Below are 17,475 nucleotides of genomic sequence, written 5' to 3' on the forward strand. Positions count from 1 at the left end.
TGACCTGCTGGACCTGAAGAGGACCTGGTTCCACCCTAGCCAGCGGCCCGGGCCATGTCCGTATTCCGTTAACAGGGCGAAATGTTGGCTTCATCACGCCGTCCGGCGCGGGGACGTGCGGCATTAAAAGGCCCGGTCGCAATGCCGGTATCCTTTCTGGGGACCACCCACCAGCAGAACGGACCACCTTGGTACAGATCGAACAGCTTGCCGCCCGCACTCCGGCAGTTTCGGTGGATGAACTCCTCAAGGGTTTTTATCCGTCGCCGCGATTCGGCCAGGTTTCCTTTGCCAGTTACCGCCCCGATCCCAAGCAGCCCAGCCAGTCCGCCGCCGTCCGGGCACTGGAGGGCTTTGCCGACGGCGTCGGTTCCAATGGGGGCGGAGGGCTGTTCAAGAAACTGTTTGCGAAGAAGGACGGTTCCCGCGCGGGCATCTACCTGGACGGCGGGTTCGGCGTCGGCAAGACCCACCTGCTGGCCTCGTTGTGGCACGCTGCGCCCGGCCCGAAAGCCTTCGGCACGTTCGTGGAGTACACGAACCTGGTGGGCGCCCTGTCCTTTCGCAAGACAGTAGAGGCGCTCAGCAGCTACAAGCTTGTCTGCATCGATGAATTCGAGCTCGACGATCCGGGCGACACCGTCCTGATGTCCCGGCTGATGCGCGAGTTGGCCGACGCCGGGGTGAAACTGGCCGCCACCTCCAACACCTTGCCCGGCTCCCTGGGTGACGGCAGGTTCGCGGCAGTCGACTTCCAGCGCGAAATCCAGGTGCTTGCGGACCAGTTCGACGTCATCCGGATTGACGGGGAAGACTTCCGCCACCGGGGCCTGCCCGCGGCGCCGGCCCCGCTGAAGAACAGCGAACTGTCCTCCCACATGAAAGCGGAGTTCGACGGAAAGACGGTTGCCCAGGACGAGTTCAGCACCCTGATTGGGCATCTGGCCGGGGTGCACCCCAGCCGCTACCGCCAGCTGATTGACGGTATTGACGGGGTGGTGTGGCGCAACGTGCACACCATCACCGAGCAGGCCGTGGCGCTCCGGTTCGTGGTGCTTGCCGACAGGCTCTACGACAAGGACGTTCCGATCCTGGCCAGCGGAGTGCCGTTTGACCAGCTCTTCACCGAGGACATGATGACCGGCGGCTACATGAAGAAGTACTTCCGCGCTGTCTCCCGCCTCACCGCGCTGGCCCGCGAAGGGCAGAACCACGAGCCGTCCTAGGCATCGGGCCGCCGCCGGCACCCGCCGTCGTCCTTAAACGCCAAAGGTGCAGGTGCCGCCTCCCGGCGGGACCTGCACCCCCTTGACGTGCTAGGGCAATGCCCTGGCCAAATCCTTCTTACGGAGTCCTGTCAGCCGGCGGAACCGGGTTGACGGGAGTGACCGGCGGAACCTGCTCAGCGGCAGGTGCCTGGCCCGGGGTTCCGTTTTTGTCAATGAGCTTGGAAGCGCCATCCTGGATTTTGTCCACATGGCCGGAGTACTTGCCTCCGGTCTTGGTGTCGACGAAATCACCGGCCTTGTTGATGCCGTTCTTGATGGTCTGCTCGTTGCCGCGGATGAGACCCTGAGCTTTGCCCTTTAGATCGTCAATCAGTCCCACGAACACCTCCCTTCAATCGCGGAGCCAGGTCGCTCCTCCGCGTTCGATCCTAGCGCCGCGGGGGATGCCCAACAAGGAAACCAACCGTTTTGGCCGTTCGCCCGTAGCGGATGCAGGCGCCGGGCATGAAAAAAGCAGCTCCGGGGAGCTGCTGCATGTGGGCGATACTGGGATCGAACCAGTGACCTCTTCCGTGTCAGGGAAGCGCGCTACCGCTGCGCCAATCGCCCGGAACCGGAAGTCCGGCTTATGGGATTTTAGAAGTATGAGAGCGGACGACGAGATTCGAACTCGCGACATCCACCTTGGCAAGGTGGTGCTCTACCAGCTGAGCTACGTCCGCGTATGAAGTGCGTTCCGGCCGGGGCCGGTGCGTACTGCATGAAGCAAGTTTCCTTGCTTGGTGGGCGATACTGGGATCGAACCAGTGACCTCTTCCGTGTCAGGGAAGCGCGCTACCGCTGCGCCAATCGCCCATTGCATCCGGTTTGATCCGGAAACCATGGTTTTCACCGAGGTGGGTACGGGATTCGAACCCGTGTATACGGCTTTGCAGGCCGCTGCCTCGCCTCTCGGCCAACCCACCGTGTAAGCGTCGGTTCCGGAGAACCTTTGCTGTGACAGTGTCCTGCGAGCGGACGACGAGATTCGAACTCGCGACATCCACCTTGGCAAGGTGGTGCTCTACCAGCTGAGCTACGTCCGCATTTTGGAGGGTTGATTCCTTGCCGTTCCCGGCATTTCCTCGCGTTCCAACGAGTAAAAACAATATAGGAGGTTCAGGGATTCTCCAAATCGCCCCGGCCAGGGGCAGGCGGCGTGACCTTGCTTCCCAGTGCTGGCGCGGAAGCGGGCGAGTTACAGGGGTGTAATTCACGACGGCGGACGGGGGCCTTTTGGCTCTTCCCTTGCCCTTGTGGGGGCTGCGGCAGTGCGGTCCCGGCGGGTCAAGGCCGGCGATTTTTGAATTACGCCAACGTCGGCTAGCATTCAAATGCATCAGGGCGATTGGCGCAGTGGTAGCGCGCTTCGTTCACACCGAAGAGGTCACTGGTTCGAACCCAGTATCGCCCACCGCACAGAGGTCCGTTTCCGCTCGTTCGCAGCGGAAACGGACCTTTTTGTTTGTGCGGATCCTGCCTGCAGATTTTGTCGGCCCCCTGTGAAAGAGTTTTTCTATGACAGCTCCACTCCTCGCCCATGCAACCGAATACGGCCGGATGTACGCCCGCTCCACGTCGGAGCAGTTCTCGGTTCCGTCCATCACCACGGTCATCAGCCAGCAGCCGCACGGACTGGACGGCTGGTTCGGGTACATGGGGGCCAGCAGCCTCGCCAACGATCCCTTGCTGGCGGACTGCCTGGGGAGCCCGGCCAAAATCCGCCAGGCTGTCAGCCGGGCGGCGAAGGCTGCCGAAAACTACCGCGATGACGCCGCAAAGCGCGGGGACCGGGTGCATTACTACTGCGAGCAGGTGGCGCTTCGTGCGTTGGGGCGTCCCCACGCCATGCAGGAGGCCCGCGAAGCCTTGGCCGCCAACGGGGAAGAGGCCTTTGCTGTCCGGTTCGATGAATGGTGGGAACTGTTCCGGGTGGAACCCATCGCTCCGGAAATCACCGTCTGGAACAATGCCGTGGGGTATGCAGGAACCCTGGACCTGGTGGCCCGGATCAACGGCCGCGTCTGCCTGATCGATTACAAGACCAAGGGCACCACGCGGGACGGCCTGGTCAAGCCGCTCGATGACAAAGTGGTGATGCAGCTGGTGGCCGGCATGAAGGCCGAAGAAAGCCTGGTGGACCCCGTGGCAGGGACGTGGGAGCCCTGGAAGTACGGTGAAAACCCCGTCCTGCTGGCGGTGGCCATCGGCGAGACGGAGGTCCGTCCCGTCCGCGCCAACCCGGATGTCCTGAAGCATCACTGGTGGAAGTTCTGCGCCCTGCGGCGGGTCTGGGAGCTTTCTGCGGACACCATCAGCGCCGGCGCGGCGCTGCTCCCCATCGCCCCGCCACCGCTGGCGCAGGTGCAGACGGCCTAGCAGTTTCTCTGCGCCTAAACTGGATAGGTCCCCTTTGCCGTCAACCGTGAGGAAATACCGCGCATGGCTATCCTGAATATCCGCATCATTGGCGATCCTGTGCTGCGCACAGTTGCCGATCCCGTGACGGAATTCGGGCCCGAGCTGGCCAAGCTGGTCGCGGACATGACCGAAACCATGGAGGACGTGGACGGTGCCGGCCTGGCCGCGCCGCAGGTGGGCGTAAGCCAGCGCGTTTTTACCTACCGCATCGACGGCGTCGAGGGCCACATCATCAATCCTGTGCTGGAAAACAGCGAGGACTACCAGCCCGACCATGTGGAAGGCTGCCTGTCCATCCCCGGCCTGGGCTTTCCGGTGCGGCGTTTCCGCTCCACGCGCGTCACCGGCGTCGACCTGCACGGCAACCCTGTCACGGTGGAGGGGGAAGGGCTGTTGGCCCGCTGCTTCCAGCACGAAAACGACCATCTTGACGGCATCCTCTACACTGACCGGCTCGAGGGTGAGCACCGGAAAACCGCCCTGCGGTCCATCCGCAACGCCAACTACGACTCCATCACCGAACGCACGACGACGAAGCGCGCCAGGACTGTCGGGTCCAGTTTCGGCGGCCCCGCCCAAGGCTCCCCGCGGGGCTCGAGCTTCGGCGCCGGGGCAGCCGGCGGCGCAGGGTGAGGGTCCTGTTCGCGGGAACTCCCGCCGTCGCCGTCCCTTCGCTCGACGCGCTCGTGGAAGCCGGCTTCGAAGTGGTTGCCGTGCTGACCCGCCCTGATGCCCCCGTGGGCCGCAAGCGCGTGCTCACTCCGTCGCCCGTTGCGGCGCGCGCAGCTGAACTGGGAATCGAGGTCATTCATGCCGCCCGCGTTGATGCTGAGGCAACGGCCAGGATTGCCGGCGTAAACCCGGACGTAGCCGCCATTGTGGCCTACGGCGGACTGGTTCCGCCGGCCGCCCTCGCTATCCCGCGGCACGGCTGGATCAACCTGCACTTTTCCCTGCTGCCGGCCTGGCGCGGTGCGGCCCCGGTACAGCGTGCCGTCATGGCAGGGGACGACGTCACCGGAGCTGTGACCTTCCAGCTGGAAGAAGGACTGGATACGGGACCCGTGTTCGGCACCCTTACGGAATCGGTGGGGCCGGAGGACACGGCGGGAGAACTCCTTGAGCGGCTGTCCCACAGCGGCGCCGTGCTCCTGGCCCGGACATTGTCCGCCATCGAGGCAGGGAAGGCCTTCCCTCAACCCCAGGCGGGCGAGGTGACCCACGCGCCCAAGCTGACCCTGGAAGATGGCCACCTTCGGTGGAACCACCCGGCCCTGGCCATAGGGCGGCAGGCCCGGGGCGTAACCCCCGAACCCGGTGCGTGGACCCTCCTGGACGGGCACCGCGTCAAGCTGGAACCGGTCCGGCTGCGGCCCGATGTCACTGGCCTTGCCCCGGGGGCCCTGTCCCTCGAGGGCAAAAGCGTGCTGGTGGGCACAGGATCCCACGCCGTGGAACTGACCCGGATCCAGCCTGCGGGCAAGAAAATGATGGCCGCTGCCGACTGGGCACGCGGCATGGCTTCCCTTGAAAGTGTGGTGTTCGAATGAGCGCGTCCGGCGGCAATCCAGGCGGGGGCGGCAACGCCGGGCGCGGCGCCGCGGGCGGCGGCCGCGGCAAAGGGGGACCCAGGGACAACAGCCGGCGAAACGCCCAGGGCCGTGAACGGAACCGCGGTCCGCAGCGCAGCTTCACGGAAAACGCGCCCTCCCAACGGACCCGCCGTGCCGATCCCGCCCGGCTGGTGGCCTTCGAAGTCCTGCGCGCCGTCGCTGCCGAGGACGCGTACGCCAACCTCGTGCTCCCGGCACGGATCCGCCACCACGGGCTGGACAAGCGGGACGCCGGCTTCGCCACCGAACTAACGTATGGTGCCCTGCGGGGCCAAGGCACCTACGACGCCATCCTGGCGCGCTGCGTGGACCGACCGCTTGACCAGCTGGACCCGGCGGTCCTGGACGCTCTCCGGATCGGAACCCACCAGCTGCTGGCCATGCGCGTCCCCGCACACGCCGCCCTCGACCAGACCGTCGGCCTGGCGCGTGCCGTGATCGGGGCGGGGCCTTCAGCGCTCATCAACGCTGTGCTCCGCAAGGTTGCTGCACACACGCTTGCGGAGTGGCTGGACGTGCTGGTGGCCGGAGAGACCGACGAAACGAAAATCGCTGCGCTCCGCTACGCCCACCCGGAATGGATCGTCCGCGCCATGCGCCAATCACTGGTGGCGCACGGCCGGCCGGCCAGCGAAGTGAACCACCTCCTGGAAGCGGACAACGCCGCCCCGGTGGTCAACCTGGTGGCCCTGCCTGGCCTGGGCAACCTGGACGAGGCGCTGGAGAACGGGGCCATTCCGGGCGAACTCGTCCAGGGGTCTGCCCTTTCCAGCGGCGGTGACCTGGGGCGGTTCTCCTCCGTCCGTGAAGGAACCACCCGGGTCCAGGACGTCGGCTCCCAGCTGGTGGCCCGCGCCATGGCGGCCGTTGACATCGATGTGCCGGCAGGAGCGGGCGATACCAAGGCGGAGGCGTGGCTTGACCTCTGCGCCGGTCCGGGTGGAAAGGCAGCCCTGCTGGGCGCCCTGGCCAAGCAACGGGGCGCAACACTGCTGGCCAACGAACCCGCTCCCCACCGCGCCAAGCTCGTCAGCCAGGCGCTCTCGGCCGTGCCGCCGGAAACCTGGCAGGTCCGGACCGGAGACGGCCGCGACGTCGGATCCGAAGCGCCCGAATCATTTGACCGTGTCCTCGTGGACGTCCCCTGCAGCGGCCTCGGCGCATTGCGGCGCCGGCCGGAGTCCCGGTGGCGCCGATCACCCAAGGACCTTGCCGATCTCGGTCCACTGCAGCGCGAGCTGCTGGCCTCTGCCCTGGCAGCGGTTCGTCCAGGGGGAGTGGTGGCCTACGTGACCTGCTCGCCGCATCCGGCGGAAACAACGGCCGTCGTGGCTGATGCCCTCCGCAAACGCGATGACCTGGAACTCCTTGACGCCGGAGCGGCGCTGGACGCCGTCAGCCTCCCCGGAAAGCTGGACGCCGGGCACGAGTCCACAGCGCAGCTCTGGCCCCATATCCACGGCACAGACGCCATGTTCCTCGCGCTCATCCATAAGAAGCCCTGACCCGTGAAAGGTTCCCCTGTGACGCAATGCTGCATCAACCCGAGCATCCTCTCGGCCGACTTCGTCAACCTGGAGGCCGAACTGCAGCGCATCAGCACCGCTGACGCCGTGCACGTGGACGTCATGGACAACCACTTCGTCCCCAACCTGACCATCGGACTGCCCGTGGTGCAGCGCATCCGGGAGGTGAGCCCCATACCCCTGGACGCGCACCTGATGATCGCTGACGCAGACCGGTGGGCACCGGGCTTCGCCGACGCCGGCCTGGCGTCCGTCACATTCCACGCGGAGGCGTCCATCGCGCCCGTGAAGCTGGCCCGCGAACTTCGCAGCAGGGGATCGAAAGCCGGGATGGCAATCCGGCCGGCTACCCCCGTGGAGCCCTACCTGGACATGCTGTCCGAGCTGGACATGCTGCTCATCATGACGGTGGAGCCCGGATTCGGCGGCCAGGCATTCCTGGACCTCACCCTGCCCAAGATCCGGCGCGCCAGGGCTGCCATTGACGGTTCAGGAATCGGCGTGGCCATCCAGGTTGACGGCGGGATCACGGAGGAGACAATCGTCCGGGCCGCGGAAGCAGGCGCCAACGTGTTTGTTGCCGGCTCCGCCGTCTACGGCGCCGAAGACCCCGCCGCGGCCATCGAGCGCCTGCGCCGGGAGGCCAACAGGACGTTACCCGCGGTGACGGGGGAATAGCCGGGAGCCGGTGCCGGTTATGGCACAATAGCAACACACATACGTGCTCCGGGGTCGGTGTAAGTCCGAACCGGCGGTGACAGTCCGCGACCCGCGAGCCGGTGGTTTCCGCAAGGAAATCCCGGCGGACGGTTGAACCGGTGAAATTCCGGTACCGACAGTTAAAGTCTGGATGAGAGAAGCACGTACAGCTGTATCTGTGGGGCCATTCCGGCGCCGCAGCCTTCTGCTGTCGTAAACCCCCGGAGCCATCGCGGTTCGAGAGGGAAGGAACGACACGGAATGAACCCCAAGCGATGGCTCTTCGATGCCAAACACCCTGCCGTTTTTCCGGAGGGCGCAGCCGCCGCACTGGTTGCCGCATGACGGCGGGCAATCCGGCCACGGCCGACGCAATCACCGGGCCGCACTCCAGCCACCCGCTGCAGCACGCTGACGGGGCAGTTACTGCCTTCAGTGCTGCCGAGACCGGAGCCATGGAAGCAGCCCTCGAAGCAGCCCTGCGGGGCCCGCGGGGGGCAAACCCCTTGGTGGGCGCCGTCGTCGTGGATCCTGCAGGCCGCCACCTGGTCACCGGTTTCCACCGCGGCGCCGGCACCGCGCACGCAGAGGCGGACGCGATCAGCCAGGCCACAACCGCGGGCCTGGATCTCTCGGGCTGCACCATGGTGGTTACCCTGGAGCCCTGCAACCACGTGGGGCGCACAGGCCCTTGCGCCGAGGCCATCATTGGCGCCGGAATAACGGACGTGGTGTACGCGGTGGATGATCCGCACGACCCGGCAGCAGGCGGAGCCGCAACGCTGCGTGCCGCGGGCGTCCGGGTCCGCAGCGGGCTCGGGGCTGCGGAGTCCCTGGACCTGAACCGCCAATGGTTTGAGGCTGTGATGGCGAAACGGCCCTTCGTCACCCTCCACATCGCCCAGACGCTGGACAGCCGCATCGCGGCCGAGGACGGCACCAGCCAATGGATTTCCAGCCCGGAATCCCTGGCGGACAACCACGCCATCCGCAGCCGGATCGATGCCATCCTGGTGGGCACCCAGACCGTCCTGGTGGATGACCCGCGGCTCACCGCCCGGAACGAATCGGGAGCACTGGCAGCGAGCCAGCCGGTGCGGGCCGTCATGGGGCTGCGCGACGTCCCCGCCGGCGCCGCCGTGCGCGGAACAGACGGACTGGTGGCGCACCTCCGCACCCGGGACCCGCGCGAGGCGCTGGCCATGCTGTACCGATCCGGGACCCGCCACGTCATGGTGGAGGGAGGCTCGCGCATCCTGAGCGCGTTCCTCTCTGCCGGGCTGGTCGATGAACTCATCGTGTATCAGGCGCCCACCCTGCTGGGCTCCGGCACGCCGGCCCTGGGGAGCCTGGGGATCACCACCCTCGCCGACGCCCAGCAATGGGACTGGGACGGGTCCGACGGCGGTGCCGTGCGAAAGCTGGGCCGGGACCTGCGACTTCACCTTAGACCGCAACGGACCGTTGCACTGGAACCTCAACCAACCCGCGACAGCGCGGAGCCAGCCCAGGGAGGCTACTGATGTTTACCGGAATTATTGCCGAACAAGGGCATGTCCTGGCCGTGGAGCGGGACGGGAACGCCAGCGCCACCGTGCGGCTGCACGCCCCCGGCACCACCGAAGGGCTCGCGCTCGGCGGCTCCATCGCCGTCAACGGGGTGTGCCTCACGGCCACGGAGATCAACGGCAAGGAATTCAGTGTTGACGTGATGGGGGAAACCCTGGTCCGCAGCACCATTGGCGAACTTGCGCCGGGTGATTCGGTCAACCTTGAACGCTGCGTTACGGCGGGCGGCCGGCTGGACGGGCACGTGGTGCAGGGTCACGTGGACGGTGTCGGGGTGTTGCTGGAACGCGAGGCCCTCGGCAACTGGGAGCGGCTTCGGTTCGGCGTGCCCGCCAACCTGGCGCGCTACATCGCCGAAAAGGGCTCCATAGCCATCGACGGCGTCTCGCTGACAGTGACCGCAGTCAGTGAGGCCAGCGAGCAGGCGCCTTGGTTTGAGGTGGGGCTCATTCCCACAACCCTGGCTGAAACCGGCCTGGGCGCCAAGAGGACCGGCAGCCGGGTGAACCTGGAAGTGGATGTCCTGGCCAAGTACACCGAACGCCTGCTGGCGTTCAACACGCCGGCGCCCGCCGCCGTTGAGGGAGGGGCCCGATGAACGCCGCAGTAAAGCTGGAAAATGCAGCGGCGGCCGGATCCGCCGTCGCCGCTGCTGCCCGCACCGGCCAGCCAGCGGCTGCCACTGGACTCGATACCATCGAAGAAGCGGTACGGGCCATCGCCGCCGGCAGGCCGGTGCTGGCAGTGGACAACGAGGACCGGGAGAACGAGGGCGACATCATCTTCGCCGCCCAGCATGCCACCCCGGCCCTGATGGGCTGGACCATCCGCTACAGCTCGGGTGTCATCTGCGTTCCGCTGTCAGGGGACCGCGCGGACGCCTTGGCACTGCCTCCGATGGTGGCAGTCAACGAGGACGCCAAGGGGACGGCCTACACGGTGTCCTGTGATGCCACAGTGGGTGTGAGTACCGGGATTTCCGCGACTGACCGGGCCCTGACCGCCCGCGTGCTCGCAGATCCGCAGGCCGGGCCGGAGGCGCTGACCCGTCCCGGGCATATTTTCCCGCTGCGGGCCGTTAATGGGGGAGTGCGGGAACGCCCCGGCCACACCGAAGCGGCCGTAGACCTGTGCCGGCTCGCCGGACTGGAAGCTGTGGGCGTAATCGCCGAAGTTGTCTATGACGACGGTGAGATGATGCGGCTGGACGGGCTTCGCGCCTTCGCTGCCGAACACGGGTGCCCACTGATCTCGATTGAAGAGCTGGTGGCCTACCTCGAGGCAACGGGCCCAGCGGCTGACAGCAATACCCGGGCAGGACGCGCGGGCGGAGAAGAGGAGATACGATGACGGCTTCCGGAGCTTCGGGCAACGGCCACCACGCGCCGGGTTCGGGTAACGGCCACCACCCGGAACCCGGACACGGCCGGGTAACCCATCCCGTCAGCGGCGGGCCCGTCGTGCAGCTGCCGACCGCATTTGGCGACTTCATTGCCCAGGCGTGGACGGACCTGGTCACCGGCCACGAGCACCTGGCCGTCAGTTCCCCCAACCCGCCCAGGGACGGAAAGGCACCTTTGGTCCGGCTTCACTCCGAGTGCCTGACCGGGGATGTCTTCGGTTCCTACCGCTGCGACTGCGGCGAACAGCTTGCCTACGCCCTGGAAATGATCGGCGAGCAGGGCGGCACCCTGCTGTACCTGCGCGGCCAGGAGGGCCGCGGCATCGGCCTTGCCAACAAGATCAAGGCCTACGCGCTGCAGGAGGCCGGCTTTGACACCGTCGAGGCCAACGAGCAGCTGGGCCTGCCCGTGGATGCCCGTTGCTACAAGGCTGCCGCCCAGGTGCTCGCGGAAATGGGGCTGCACGAGGTGCGGCTCCTGAGCAACAACCCGGACAAGCAGAACAGGCTGGCAAAGGCCGGTGTCAGGGTGGTTGAAATGGTCCCCACGGAGGTGCCCTCCCGCGACCAGAACATCCGGTACCTGCAAACCAAGAAGGACCGCATGGAGCACCGGCTGACGCTCGATACCCACGTGGCTGCCGTCCCAGCCGCCGCTGACTCCTTTGGCCACGAACAAGACTGACCGCAGCATCAAGCCGGCCACGAACAAGACCGACCACATCACAAGACTGAACGGAACAGAACTGACCTATGAGCGGACACGGCGCCCCCGACATCGACCTCACCACCCTCAACCCCGCGGAAACCTCGCAGCTGCGGCTGGCAATCGTGGCAGCCAGCTGGCACACGCAGATCATGGACGGCCTCCTGGACGGCGCCCTCCGGGCCGCAAAGGACGCCGGGATTGCCGAGCCCACGGTCCTGCGCGTCCCCGGCAGCTTTGAGCTTCCCGTGGCTGCCGCGCGGCTGGCGCCGCACTTCGACGCCGTCGTCGCCCTCGGCGTCGTCATCCGTGGCGGCACCCCGCACTTTGACTACGTGTGCCAGGCAGCGACGTCGGGCCTCACCGACGTCAGCGTGCGCACCGGCGTCCCGGTTGGCTTCGGCGTCCTGACCTGCGATACCGAACAGCAGGGCCTGGACCGTGCCGGCCTGCCGGGCTCCAAGGAAGACAAGGGCCACGAGGCCGTCACCGCGGCCTTGGCCACCGCCGTCGTGCTGAAGCAGTACGGCAGCTAGCAAAGCCCGCATGGCGGGCGCGTGTGTATTCGCTCACATCGCGCCCGTCATGCAACGGCCCGGGAAGCGCCCTTTGGGCCGCAGCAAGTAGGCTGTAGGGCGTGAAGAATTTCGAGACGCTGTTCGCTGAGCTCAGCGAGAAGGCAGCCACCCGCCCGGAAGGCTCCCGCACCGTCGCTGAATTGGAGTCCGGTGTTCACGGCATCGGCAAGAAAGTCGTTGAGGAAGCAGCCGAAGTGTGGATGGCTGCCGAATATGAATCCGATGAAGCCGCGGCCGAGGAAATCTCCCAGCTGCTGTACCACCTGCAGGTCCTGATGCTCGCCAAAGGCCTCACCCTGGAAGACGTCTACAAGCATCTGTAGCCACCGGTCCGGCGCGCTTCACGCCGCCGGTGCCCGCCGTGGCCTGCATTGCCTGAACCGCTAGACCTCCCTCACCCAGAAAGACCTTCCATGCTGCGAGTAGCCGTCCCCAACAAGGGCTCCCTGTCCGAAGCCGCATCCGCCATGCTGTCAGAGGCGGGGTACCGCCAGCGCCGGGACTCCCGCGAGCTGGTGATGGTGGACCCGGACAATGACATCGAGTTCTTCTTCCTCCGTCCCCGCGACATCGCCGTATACGTCGGCCAGGGAACGCTCGACGTCGGCATCACCGGCCGCGATCTCCTCCTGGACGCCGAGGTGGAGGCTGAAGAGCTGCTTCCGCTGGGTTTTGCTGCCTCCACGTTCCGTTTTGCGGGTCCCGTGGGAGACTTCGCGAAGGTGGAGGAACTGGAAGGGAAGCGGCTTGCCACCAGCTACGACGGCCTGCTGCGTGGCTACCTGGCCGAGCGCGGCATCAAGGCCAAGGTGGTCCGCCTGGACGGTGCCGTGGAATCCTCGGTCCGGCTGGGCGTCGCGGATGCCATCGCGGATGTTGTCGAGACCGGCAACACCCTCAAGGCCGCCGGGATGGAGATCTTCGGCGAACCGATCCTGAAATCCGAGGCCGTCCTGATCCGCCGTACCGGCGAAGGCGGTGCGGCGAACGGAACGGCCAAGGAGATCGAGGTCCTGATCCGCCGGCTCCAGGGCGTACTGGTGGCCCGCCAGTACGTGCTGATGGACTACGACATCCGCAAGGAGCTCGTGGAACAGGCCGCTGCCCTCACACCCGGTCTGGAATCGCCCACTGTCTCGCCGCTGCGCGACTCGGACTGGGTTGCCGTCCGGTCCATGGTGCCCAAGAAGGAAACCAACCGGATCATGGACGAGCTGTACGATCTCGGCGCCCGCGCCATCCTGGTCAGCAGCATCCACGCCTGCCGCATCTGATTTCCAGGAGAATTTCATGGCTGTAGCTGTACGAGTCATTCCCTGCCTCGACGTGGACGCCGGGCGCGTCGTCAAGGGCGTCAACTTCGAGGGCCTGCGCGACGCCGGCGACCCCGTGGAGCTCGCCCACCGCTACGACAACGCCGGAGCAGATGAACTGACCTTCCTGGACGTCACGGCGTCCTCCGGCAACCGCGAAACCACGTTCGATGTAGTCCGCCGGACGGCCGAAGAGGTCTTCATCCCGCTCTGCGTCGGCGGTGGCGTCCGGGGAGTCGCAGAGGTGGACAAGCTGCTGCGCTACGGCGCAGACAAAGCGTCCATCAACACCGCCGCCGTCGCCCGGCCGGACGTCATCGACGAGATCACCCGGCATTTCGGTTCCCAGGTCCTCGTCCTGTCCCTCGACGCCCGCCGCACCCGCCCGGGATCCCAGCCCACGCCGTCGGGGTTCGAAGTGACTACCCACGGCGGACGCACAGGAACCGGTATCGACGCCATCGCATGGGCCAGGGAAGCCGCGGACCGCGGCGTGGGGGAGATCCTGCTGAACTCCATCGACGCCGACGGCACCAAGGATGGGTTCGACCTCGAACTGATCAAGCTGGTCCGGGCCGCCGTCAAGGTGCCCATCATCGCCTCGGGCGGCGCGGGGGAGCCTGCGCACTTTCCGCCCGCCGTAGCGGCCGGCGCTGATGCCGTCCTGGCAGCATCCATCTTCCACTGGGGGCCGGACAACATGATGTCGCAGGTCAAGGACGCCATCCGCGAAGCAGGCTTCGAAGTCCGCTGACCCCCTGCTTAAACAGCAACGCGGGGTCACTTTACGCCCGATGAACCAAGGTTTTCGGGCGTAAAGTGACCCCGCGTTGCTTTTTAAAGCCCGACTTCGGCTGACTGGAGCAGCGCGACGGCGTCCGGCTGGCCTTCGAAGGTCACCAGCGCGTGGCGGGTCCGGCCGTGGGCATGCATCAGCAGTTCGCCCGGCTCGCCCACGATGGCCACCGAAACAGGGGCACGTTTGGCCACATGGCGCGGTCCGGACGGGCGCACCAGGACGATGCCCAGGTCGACACCGCGGTACAGGATGGCGGCGCGCTTGACGAGCTCATCCCACAGGGCTTCCGAGTAGGCCTCGTCCAGTGCCCGGGGCGCCCAGCGGTCAACCGCCCGGCGGACGTCCTCCGTGTGGACGAAGTACTCGATGAGGTTGGAGCTTTCGTCCAGCGCCTTGATCTTCATCGGCGACAATGCCGGCGGCCCCGCGCGGAACGTGTTGACGAGCTTCGCGTACTCCTCGCCCGTGGTGAGCTTCGCGGCGAGCCTGGCAGTGGCCTGGTCCGAGGCCTTGGCCAGGCGCTTGATGATCAGTCCCAGCCCCACGGCCGCCTTGCGTTCGCGCAGGTAAAGGTGCGCGGCAAGGTCCCTGGTACGCCAGCCCTTGCAGAGCGTGGGCGCGTCAGGGCCCGCCGCAAGCAGGGTCTCGGCAAGGACTTCTCGGGACGGTTCGACGAAATGCATCACTTGTGAAACTAGCACGACACGCGCAGAGTTGGGCAGCACGCCCGCCCCTGGTGGCCGTGCCGTCGTTCACACACATCGAGGGCCAAGTGGAGGCACTAGACTTGACCTGATGTCTGAGCAGCCCGCCCCTGTCCCGAACCCCGGTATTGCCGCGCCCGCAGCCACTTCGCCCGGCCAGGCCCCGGCCCCGCTGGCGAGCCCGCTTCCCGCGGAGCTGGCAGCCGCGCTCAAGCGTGACAGCGCCGGCCTGGTGGCGGCCGTCGTCCAGCAGTACGACACCAACGAGGTCCTGATGCTGGGCTGGATGGATGACGAAGCCCTGCACCGGACCATGACCACCGGCCGGGTAACCTTCTACTCGCGCTCCCGCCAGGAGTACTGGCGCAAGGGGGACACCTCCGGGCATGTGCAGTGGGTCAAATCGGTGGCGATGGACTGCGACGGCGATGCGCTGCTTGTGCGCGTTGACCAGGTTGGGGCCGCGTGCCACACCGGCACACGCACGTGCTTCGACGGCCGGGACCTGGCTGTCGCCACAGGCCAGGCAAGCTGAATCATTTCCAGCCGCAGCCCGCTGCGGAACGGGGGAGGGCAGGGGCCGCCCCCTCCAAGCAAAGCCACCGCCGGGATTCCCGGCCTCCAGGCACCTGGCCCTTCCAGAACCGGCCCCTACAAGAACAGGCGGAACAGCATAGCCATGCAGGACCTTGGAATCATCAGCCCCGGCCTTGAGGAGTTCCGGGAACTGGCCGGCCATAGCCGCGTCATCCCCGTCCGGCTCAAGGTGCTCGCGGACGCCGAGACGCCCATCGGCCTTTACCGCAAGCTGGCGCAGGGGCAGCCCGGAACCTTCCTGATGGAATCCGCTGCGGTGGGCGGCGCCTGGTCGCGCTACTCATTCATCGGCGCCAAATCCCGGGCAACATTGACCACCAAGGACGGAAACGCGCACTGGCTGGGTGAACCGCCGGCGGGGGTCCCCGTGGACGGCAGCCCCGTCGACGCCATCCGCGACACCATCGAAGCCCTCCGCACCGACAGGTTCGAGGGGCTGCCGCCGTTCACCTCCGGGCTGGTGGGATTCCTGGGCTGGGAGACCGTCCGGCACTGGGAACGCCTGGTGAGCCCGCCGGAGGACGACCTGCACCTGCCGGAAATGGCGCTGAATCTGGTGACCGACATGGCCGTCCACGACAACGTTGACGGCACGGTGCTGCTCATTGCCAACGCCATCAACTTCGACAACAGCTCCGACCGCGTGGATGAGGCCTGGCACGATGCCGTGGCCAGGGTCAAGGCGCTCCTTGCCAAGGTCAGCAGCCCCGTTGCGCAGCCCGTGTCCGTCCTCGCTCCGGCGGCACTGGACTTCGCCTCTAGCGTCCAGGAGCGCTGGGACGAAGCCGAGTACCTGGCGGCCCTGGACCGGGGCAAGGAAGCCATCGTTGACGGTGAGGTGTTCCAGGTGGTCATCTCGCGCCGCTTCGAGATGGAGTGCAAGGCGTCCGCGCTGGACGTCTACCGGGTCCTGCGGAACACCAACCCCAGCCCGTACATGTACATTTTCAGCCTCGAGGACGCCGACGGTCGGGAGTACTCGATTGTGGGTTCCTCGCCGGAGGCCCTCGTCACGGTGACCGGTGAAGAAGTCATCACCCACCCCATCGCCGGCTCGCGCCCCCGCGGCAAGACGGTGGAGGCGGACAAAGCCCTCGCCGACGAGTTGCTGGCGGACCAGAAGGAACGCGCCGAACACCTGATGCTCGTGGACCTCTCTCGCAACGATCTCTCCAAGGTCTGCGTAGCGGGAACCGTGGACGTCACGCAGTTCATGGAGGTGGAACGCTTCAGCCACATCATGCACCTGGTGTCCACGGTCGTTGGCCGGCTCTCGCCCAAGGCCAAGGCCTATGACGTGCTCAAGGCCACGTTCCCGGCCGGCACCCTGTCCGGGGCCCCGAAACCCCGCGCCCTGCGCCTCCTGGACGAACTCGAGCCGCACCGCCGGGGTATCTACGGCGGCGTGGTGGGCTACCTGGATTTCGCCGGCGACATGGACATGGCCATTGCCATCCGTTCGGCGCTGATCCGGGACGGGCGTGCCTACGTCCAGGCCGGAGGCGGGATCGTGGCTGACTCGGTCAACCCAACGGAGGCCCTGGAAACAGTCAACAAGGCCGCGGCGCCGCTCCGGGCGGTCCACACGGCGGGTTCGCTGCAGAACATTTCGGCGGATTCGCTTCCCGGGGCGGACTCCCGGTGACAGGCAGCGGACCGGCTTCAGCGCCAACGGGGACTTCCGGCAGGCGCACGCCGGCGTGGGCACGCAAGTCCACGCTGGTGCTGCTTATTGCGGTCCTGGCGCTGGCGGTCTTCGGCACCACCACCCAAACCTGGATGACCGTCACGCTCGATCCGAACCAGGCGGGACAGGCCGGGGCCGCGCAGGACGCGCTTGAGGTCCAGGGAAGCAAGGCCGCCACCACCGTCACTGCACTGGCGCTGGTGGCCCTCGCCGGCGGCCTGGCCGCAGCCATAGCGGGCAGGATCGCGCGGTGGATCATCACCGCCATCATCGTCCTGGCCTCCGCTGGAATTGTTGCCGCAGCAGCAACGGTCCTGGCCAGCCCGCTGGCGGCCGCCCAGGGCTCCATTGCGGAAGCGACCGGCATCACCGGAAGCCAGGCGCACGTTGCCGTCACTGCCTTCCCCGTCCTCGCCGTCGTCGCAGGCTGCCTGCTGGCCCTCGCCGCCCTGGTCATTCCCCTCGCCGCACGGCACTGGAAGGCGCGGACGAAATATGACGTGGCGGCCACGGGCAGCGCCGCGGCCTCCGGTCCCGTGGATGAAATCGACAGCTGGGACCGGCTGTCCCGCGGCGACGATCCCACCTGACCC

General features: G+C 66.8%; 19 protein-coding genes, 6 tRNA genes and 1 riboswitch. Of the genes, 18 read left to right on the forward strand and 7 right to left on the reverse strand.

Features of this window, described 5'->3' with window-relative positions; translation table 11 throughout:
- The first annotated feature begins 188 nt into the window (after positions 1–188).
- Complete coding sequence (gene zapE / locus Q9R30_RS12425) at positions 189–1,226, forward strand: cell division protein ZapE (RefSeq protein WP_104997584.1); 1,038 nt, start codon at positions 189–191, stop codon at positions 1,224–1,226.
- Between the two features lie 118 nt (positions 1,227–1,344).
- On the opposite strand, the gene Q9R30_RS12430 is transcribed toward zapE, so the two are convergent.
- The 6 genes from Q9R30_RS12430 to Q9R30_RS12455 form a co-directional block, all read right to left on the reverse strand.
- Entirely contained in the window at positions 1,345–1,608 is a 264-nt protein-coding gene (locus Q9R30_RS12430; RefSeq protein WP_104999699.1) for an antitoxin, read from the reverse strand.
- A 158-nt stretch (positions 1,609–1,766) separates the two neighbouring features.
- Positions 1,767–1,838: transfer RNA gene (locus tag Q9R30_RS12435), tRNA-Val, on the reverse strand.
- Positions 1,839–1,878: 40 nt separating this feature from the next.
- Positions 1,879–1,951, reverse strand: a tRNA-Gly gene (locus tag Q9R30_RS12440).
- 58 nt (positions 1,952–2,009) lie between these two features.
- Positions 2,010–2,084: transfer RNA gene (locus tag Q9R30_RS12445), tRNA-Val, on the reverse strand.
- Between the two features lie 39 nt (positions 2,085–2,123).
- Positions 2,124–2,194: transfer RNA gene (locus tag Q9R30_RS12450), tRNA-Cys, on the reverse strand.
- A gap of 47 nt (positions 2,195–2,241) precedes the next feature.
- Positions 2,242–2,314, reverse strand: a tRNA-Gly gene (locus Q9R30_RS12455).
- Positions 2,315–2,610: 296 nt separating this feature from the next.
- Here Q9R30_RS12455 and Q9R30_RS12460 point away from each other — a divergent pair.
- The 14 genes from Q9R30_RS12460 (at position 2,611) to hisF (ending at position 13,849) form a co-directional block, all read left to right on the forward strand.
- A tRNA-Val gene (locus tag Q9R30_RS12460) sits at positions 2,611–2,682 on the forward strand.
- Positions 2,683–2,786: 104 nt separating this feature from the next.
- Positions 2,787–3,647, forward strand: coding sequence for a cytochrome (locus tag Q9R30_RS12465; protein ID WP_104997585.1), 861 nt, complete (start codon positions 2,787–2,789; stop codon positions 3,645–3,647).
- Between the two features lie 63 nt (positions 3,648–3,710).
- The gene (gene def / locus Q9R30_RS12470) at positions 3,711–4,322 is read left to right on the forward strand and encodes a peptide deformylase (RefSeq protein WP_104997586.1); all 612 of its coding nucleotides are present in this window, start codon (positions 3,711–3,713) and stop codon (positions 4,320–4,322) included.
- Positions 4,319–5,239: a methionyl-tRNA formyltransferase gene (gene fmt, locus Q9R30_RS12475; protein WP_104997587.1), complete on the forward strand. Its 921-nt coding sequence runs from the start codon at positions 4,319–4,321 to the stop codon at positions 5,237–5,239. The genes def and fmt overlap by 4 nt, the downstream gene beginning before the upstream one ends.
- Positions 5,236–6,807, forward strand: a complete 1,572-nt coding sequence (locus tag Q9R30_RS12480; protein ID WP_311217758.1) for a transcription antitermination factor NusB — start codon at positions 5,236–5,238, stop codon at positions 6,805–6,807. Before fmt ends, Q9R30_RS12480 begins: the two co-directional genes overlap by 4 nt.
- Before the next feature lie 18 nt (positions 6,808–6,825).
- Positions 6,826–7,506 (forward strand): ribulose-phosphate 3-epimerase, encoded by a 681-nt coding sequence (rpe, locus tag Q9R30_RS12485; RefSeq protein WP_311217766.1) that lies wholly within the window; start codon positions 6,826–6,828, stop codon positions 7,504–7,506.
- Between the two features lie 39 nt (positions 7,507–7,545).
- A riboswitch (FMN riboswitch) is annotated at positions 7,546–7,695 on the forward strand.
- A gap of 173 nt (positions 7,696–7,868) precedes the next feature.
- Positions 7,869–9,050, forward strand: a complete 1,182-nt coding sequence (ribD, locus tag Q9R30_RS12490) for a bifunctional diaminohydroxyphosphoribosylaminopyrimidine deaminase/5-amino-6-(5-phosphoribosylamino)uracil reductase RibD (RefSeq protein ID WP_104997590.1) — start codon at positions 7,869–7,871, stop codon at positions 9,048–9,050.
- Positions 9,050–9,694: a riboflavin synthase gene (locus tag Q9R30_RS12495; RefSeq protein WP_104997591.1), complete on the forward strand. Its 645-nt coding sequence runs from the start codon at positions 9,050–9,052 to the stop codon at positions 9,692–9,694. Before ribD ends, Q9R30_RS12495 begins: the two co-directional genes overlap by 1 nt.
- Positions 9,691–10,446 (forward strand): 3,4-dihydroxy-2-butanone-4-phosphate synthase, encoded by a 756-nt coding sequence (gene ribB / locus Q9R30_RS12500; RefSeq protein ID WP_311217759.1) that lies wholly within the window; start codon positions 9,691–9,693, stop codon positions 10,444–10,446. Before Q9R30_RS12495 ends, ribB begins: the two co-directional genes overlap by 4 nt.
- Positions 10,443–11,183 carry a GTP cyclohydrolase II gene (gene ribA / locus Q9R30_RS12505; protein ID WP_311217760.1) on the forward strand — a complete coding sequence of 247 codons (741 nt, stop codon included), beginning with the start codon at positions 10,443–10,445 and terminating at the stop codon, positions 11,181–11,183. Before ribB ends, ribA begins: the two co-directional genes overlap by 4 nt.
- Before the next feature lie 68 nt (positions 11,184–11,251).
- Positions 11,252–11,740 carry a 6,7-dimethyl-8-ribityllumazine synthase gene (ribH, locus tag Q9R30_RS12510; protein WP_104997594.1) on the forward strand — a complete coding sequence of 163 codons (489 nt, stop codon included), beginning with the start codon at positions 11,252–11,254 and terminating at the stop codon, positions 11,738–11,740.
- 101 nt (positions 11,741–11,841) lie between these two features.
- Entirely contained in the window at positions 11,842–12,105 is a 264-nt protein-coding gene (locus Q9R30_RS12515) for a phosphoribosyl-ATP diphosphatase (protein ID WP_009358176.1), read from the forward strand.
- Between the two features lie 90 nt (positions 12,106–12,195).
- Positions 12,196–13,056 carry an ATP phosphoribosyltransferase gene (gene hisG / locus Q9R30_RS12520; protein ID WP_104997595.1) on the forward strand — a complete coding sequence of 287 codons (861 nt, stop codon included), beginning with the start codon at positions 12,196–12,198 and terminating at the stop codon, positions 13,054–13,056.
- Positions 13,057–13,072: 16 nt separating this feature from the next.
- Positions 13,073–13,849 carry an imidazole glycerol phosphate synthase subunit HisF gene (gene hisF / locus Q9R30_RS12525; protein WP_104997596.1) on the forward strand — a complete coding sequence of 259 codons (777 nt, stop codon included), beginning with the start codon at positions 13,073–13,075 and terminating at the stop codon, positions 13,847–13,849.
- Positions 13,850–13,932: 83 nt separating this feature from the next.
- On the opposite strand, the gene Q9R30_RS12530 is transcribed toward hisF, so the two are convergent.
- Positions 13,933–14,577, reverse strand: coding sequence for a TIGR03085 family metal-binding protein (locus Q9R30_RS12530; RefSeq protein WP_104997597.1), 645 nt, complete (start codon positions 14,575–14,577; stop codon positions 13,933–13,935).
- A gap of 112 nt (positions 14,578–14,689) precedes the next feature.
- On the opposite strand from Q9R30_RS12530, the gene hisI reads away from it, so the two are divergent.
- From hisI to Q9R30_RS12545, 3 genes are all read left to right on the forward strand, one after another.
- A complete protein-coding gene (gene hisI / locus Q9R30_RS12535; protein WP_104997598.1) occupies positions 14,690–15,133 on the forward strand; it encodes a phosphoribosyl-AMP cyclohydrolase in 444 nt (147 codons plus the stop codon).
- Between the two features lie 144 nt (positions 15,134–15,277).
- On the forward strand, positions 15,278–16,840 hold the full coding sequence (locus Q9R30_RS12540; protein ID WP_104997599.1) for an anthranilate synthase component I: 1,563 nt from the start codon (positions 15,278–15,280) through the stop codon (positions 16,838–16,840).
- Positions 16,837–17,472 carry a Trp biosynthesis-associated membrane protein gene (locus Q9R30_RS12545; protein WP_104997600.1) on the forward strand — a complete coding sequence of 212 codons (636 nt, stop codon included), beginning with the start codon at positions 16,837–16,839 and terminating at the stop codon, positions 17,470–17,472. Before Q9R30_RS12540 ends, Q9R30_RS12545 begins: the two co-directional genes overlap by 4 nt.
- Positions 17,473–17,475: the final 3 nt, after the last annotated feature.

This window comes from Arthrobacter sp. AB6, assembly GCF_031844545.1.
GTDB lineage: Bacteria > Actinomycetota > Actinomycetes > Actinomycetales > Micrococcaceae > Arthrobacter.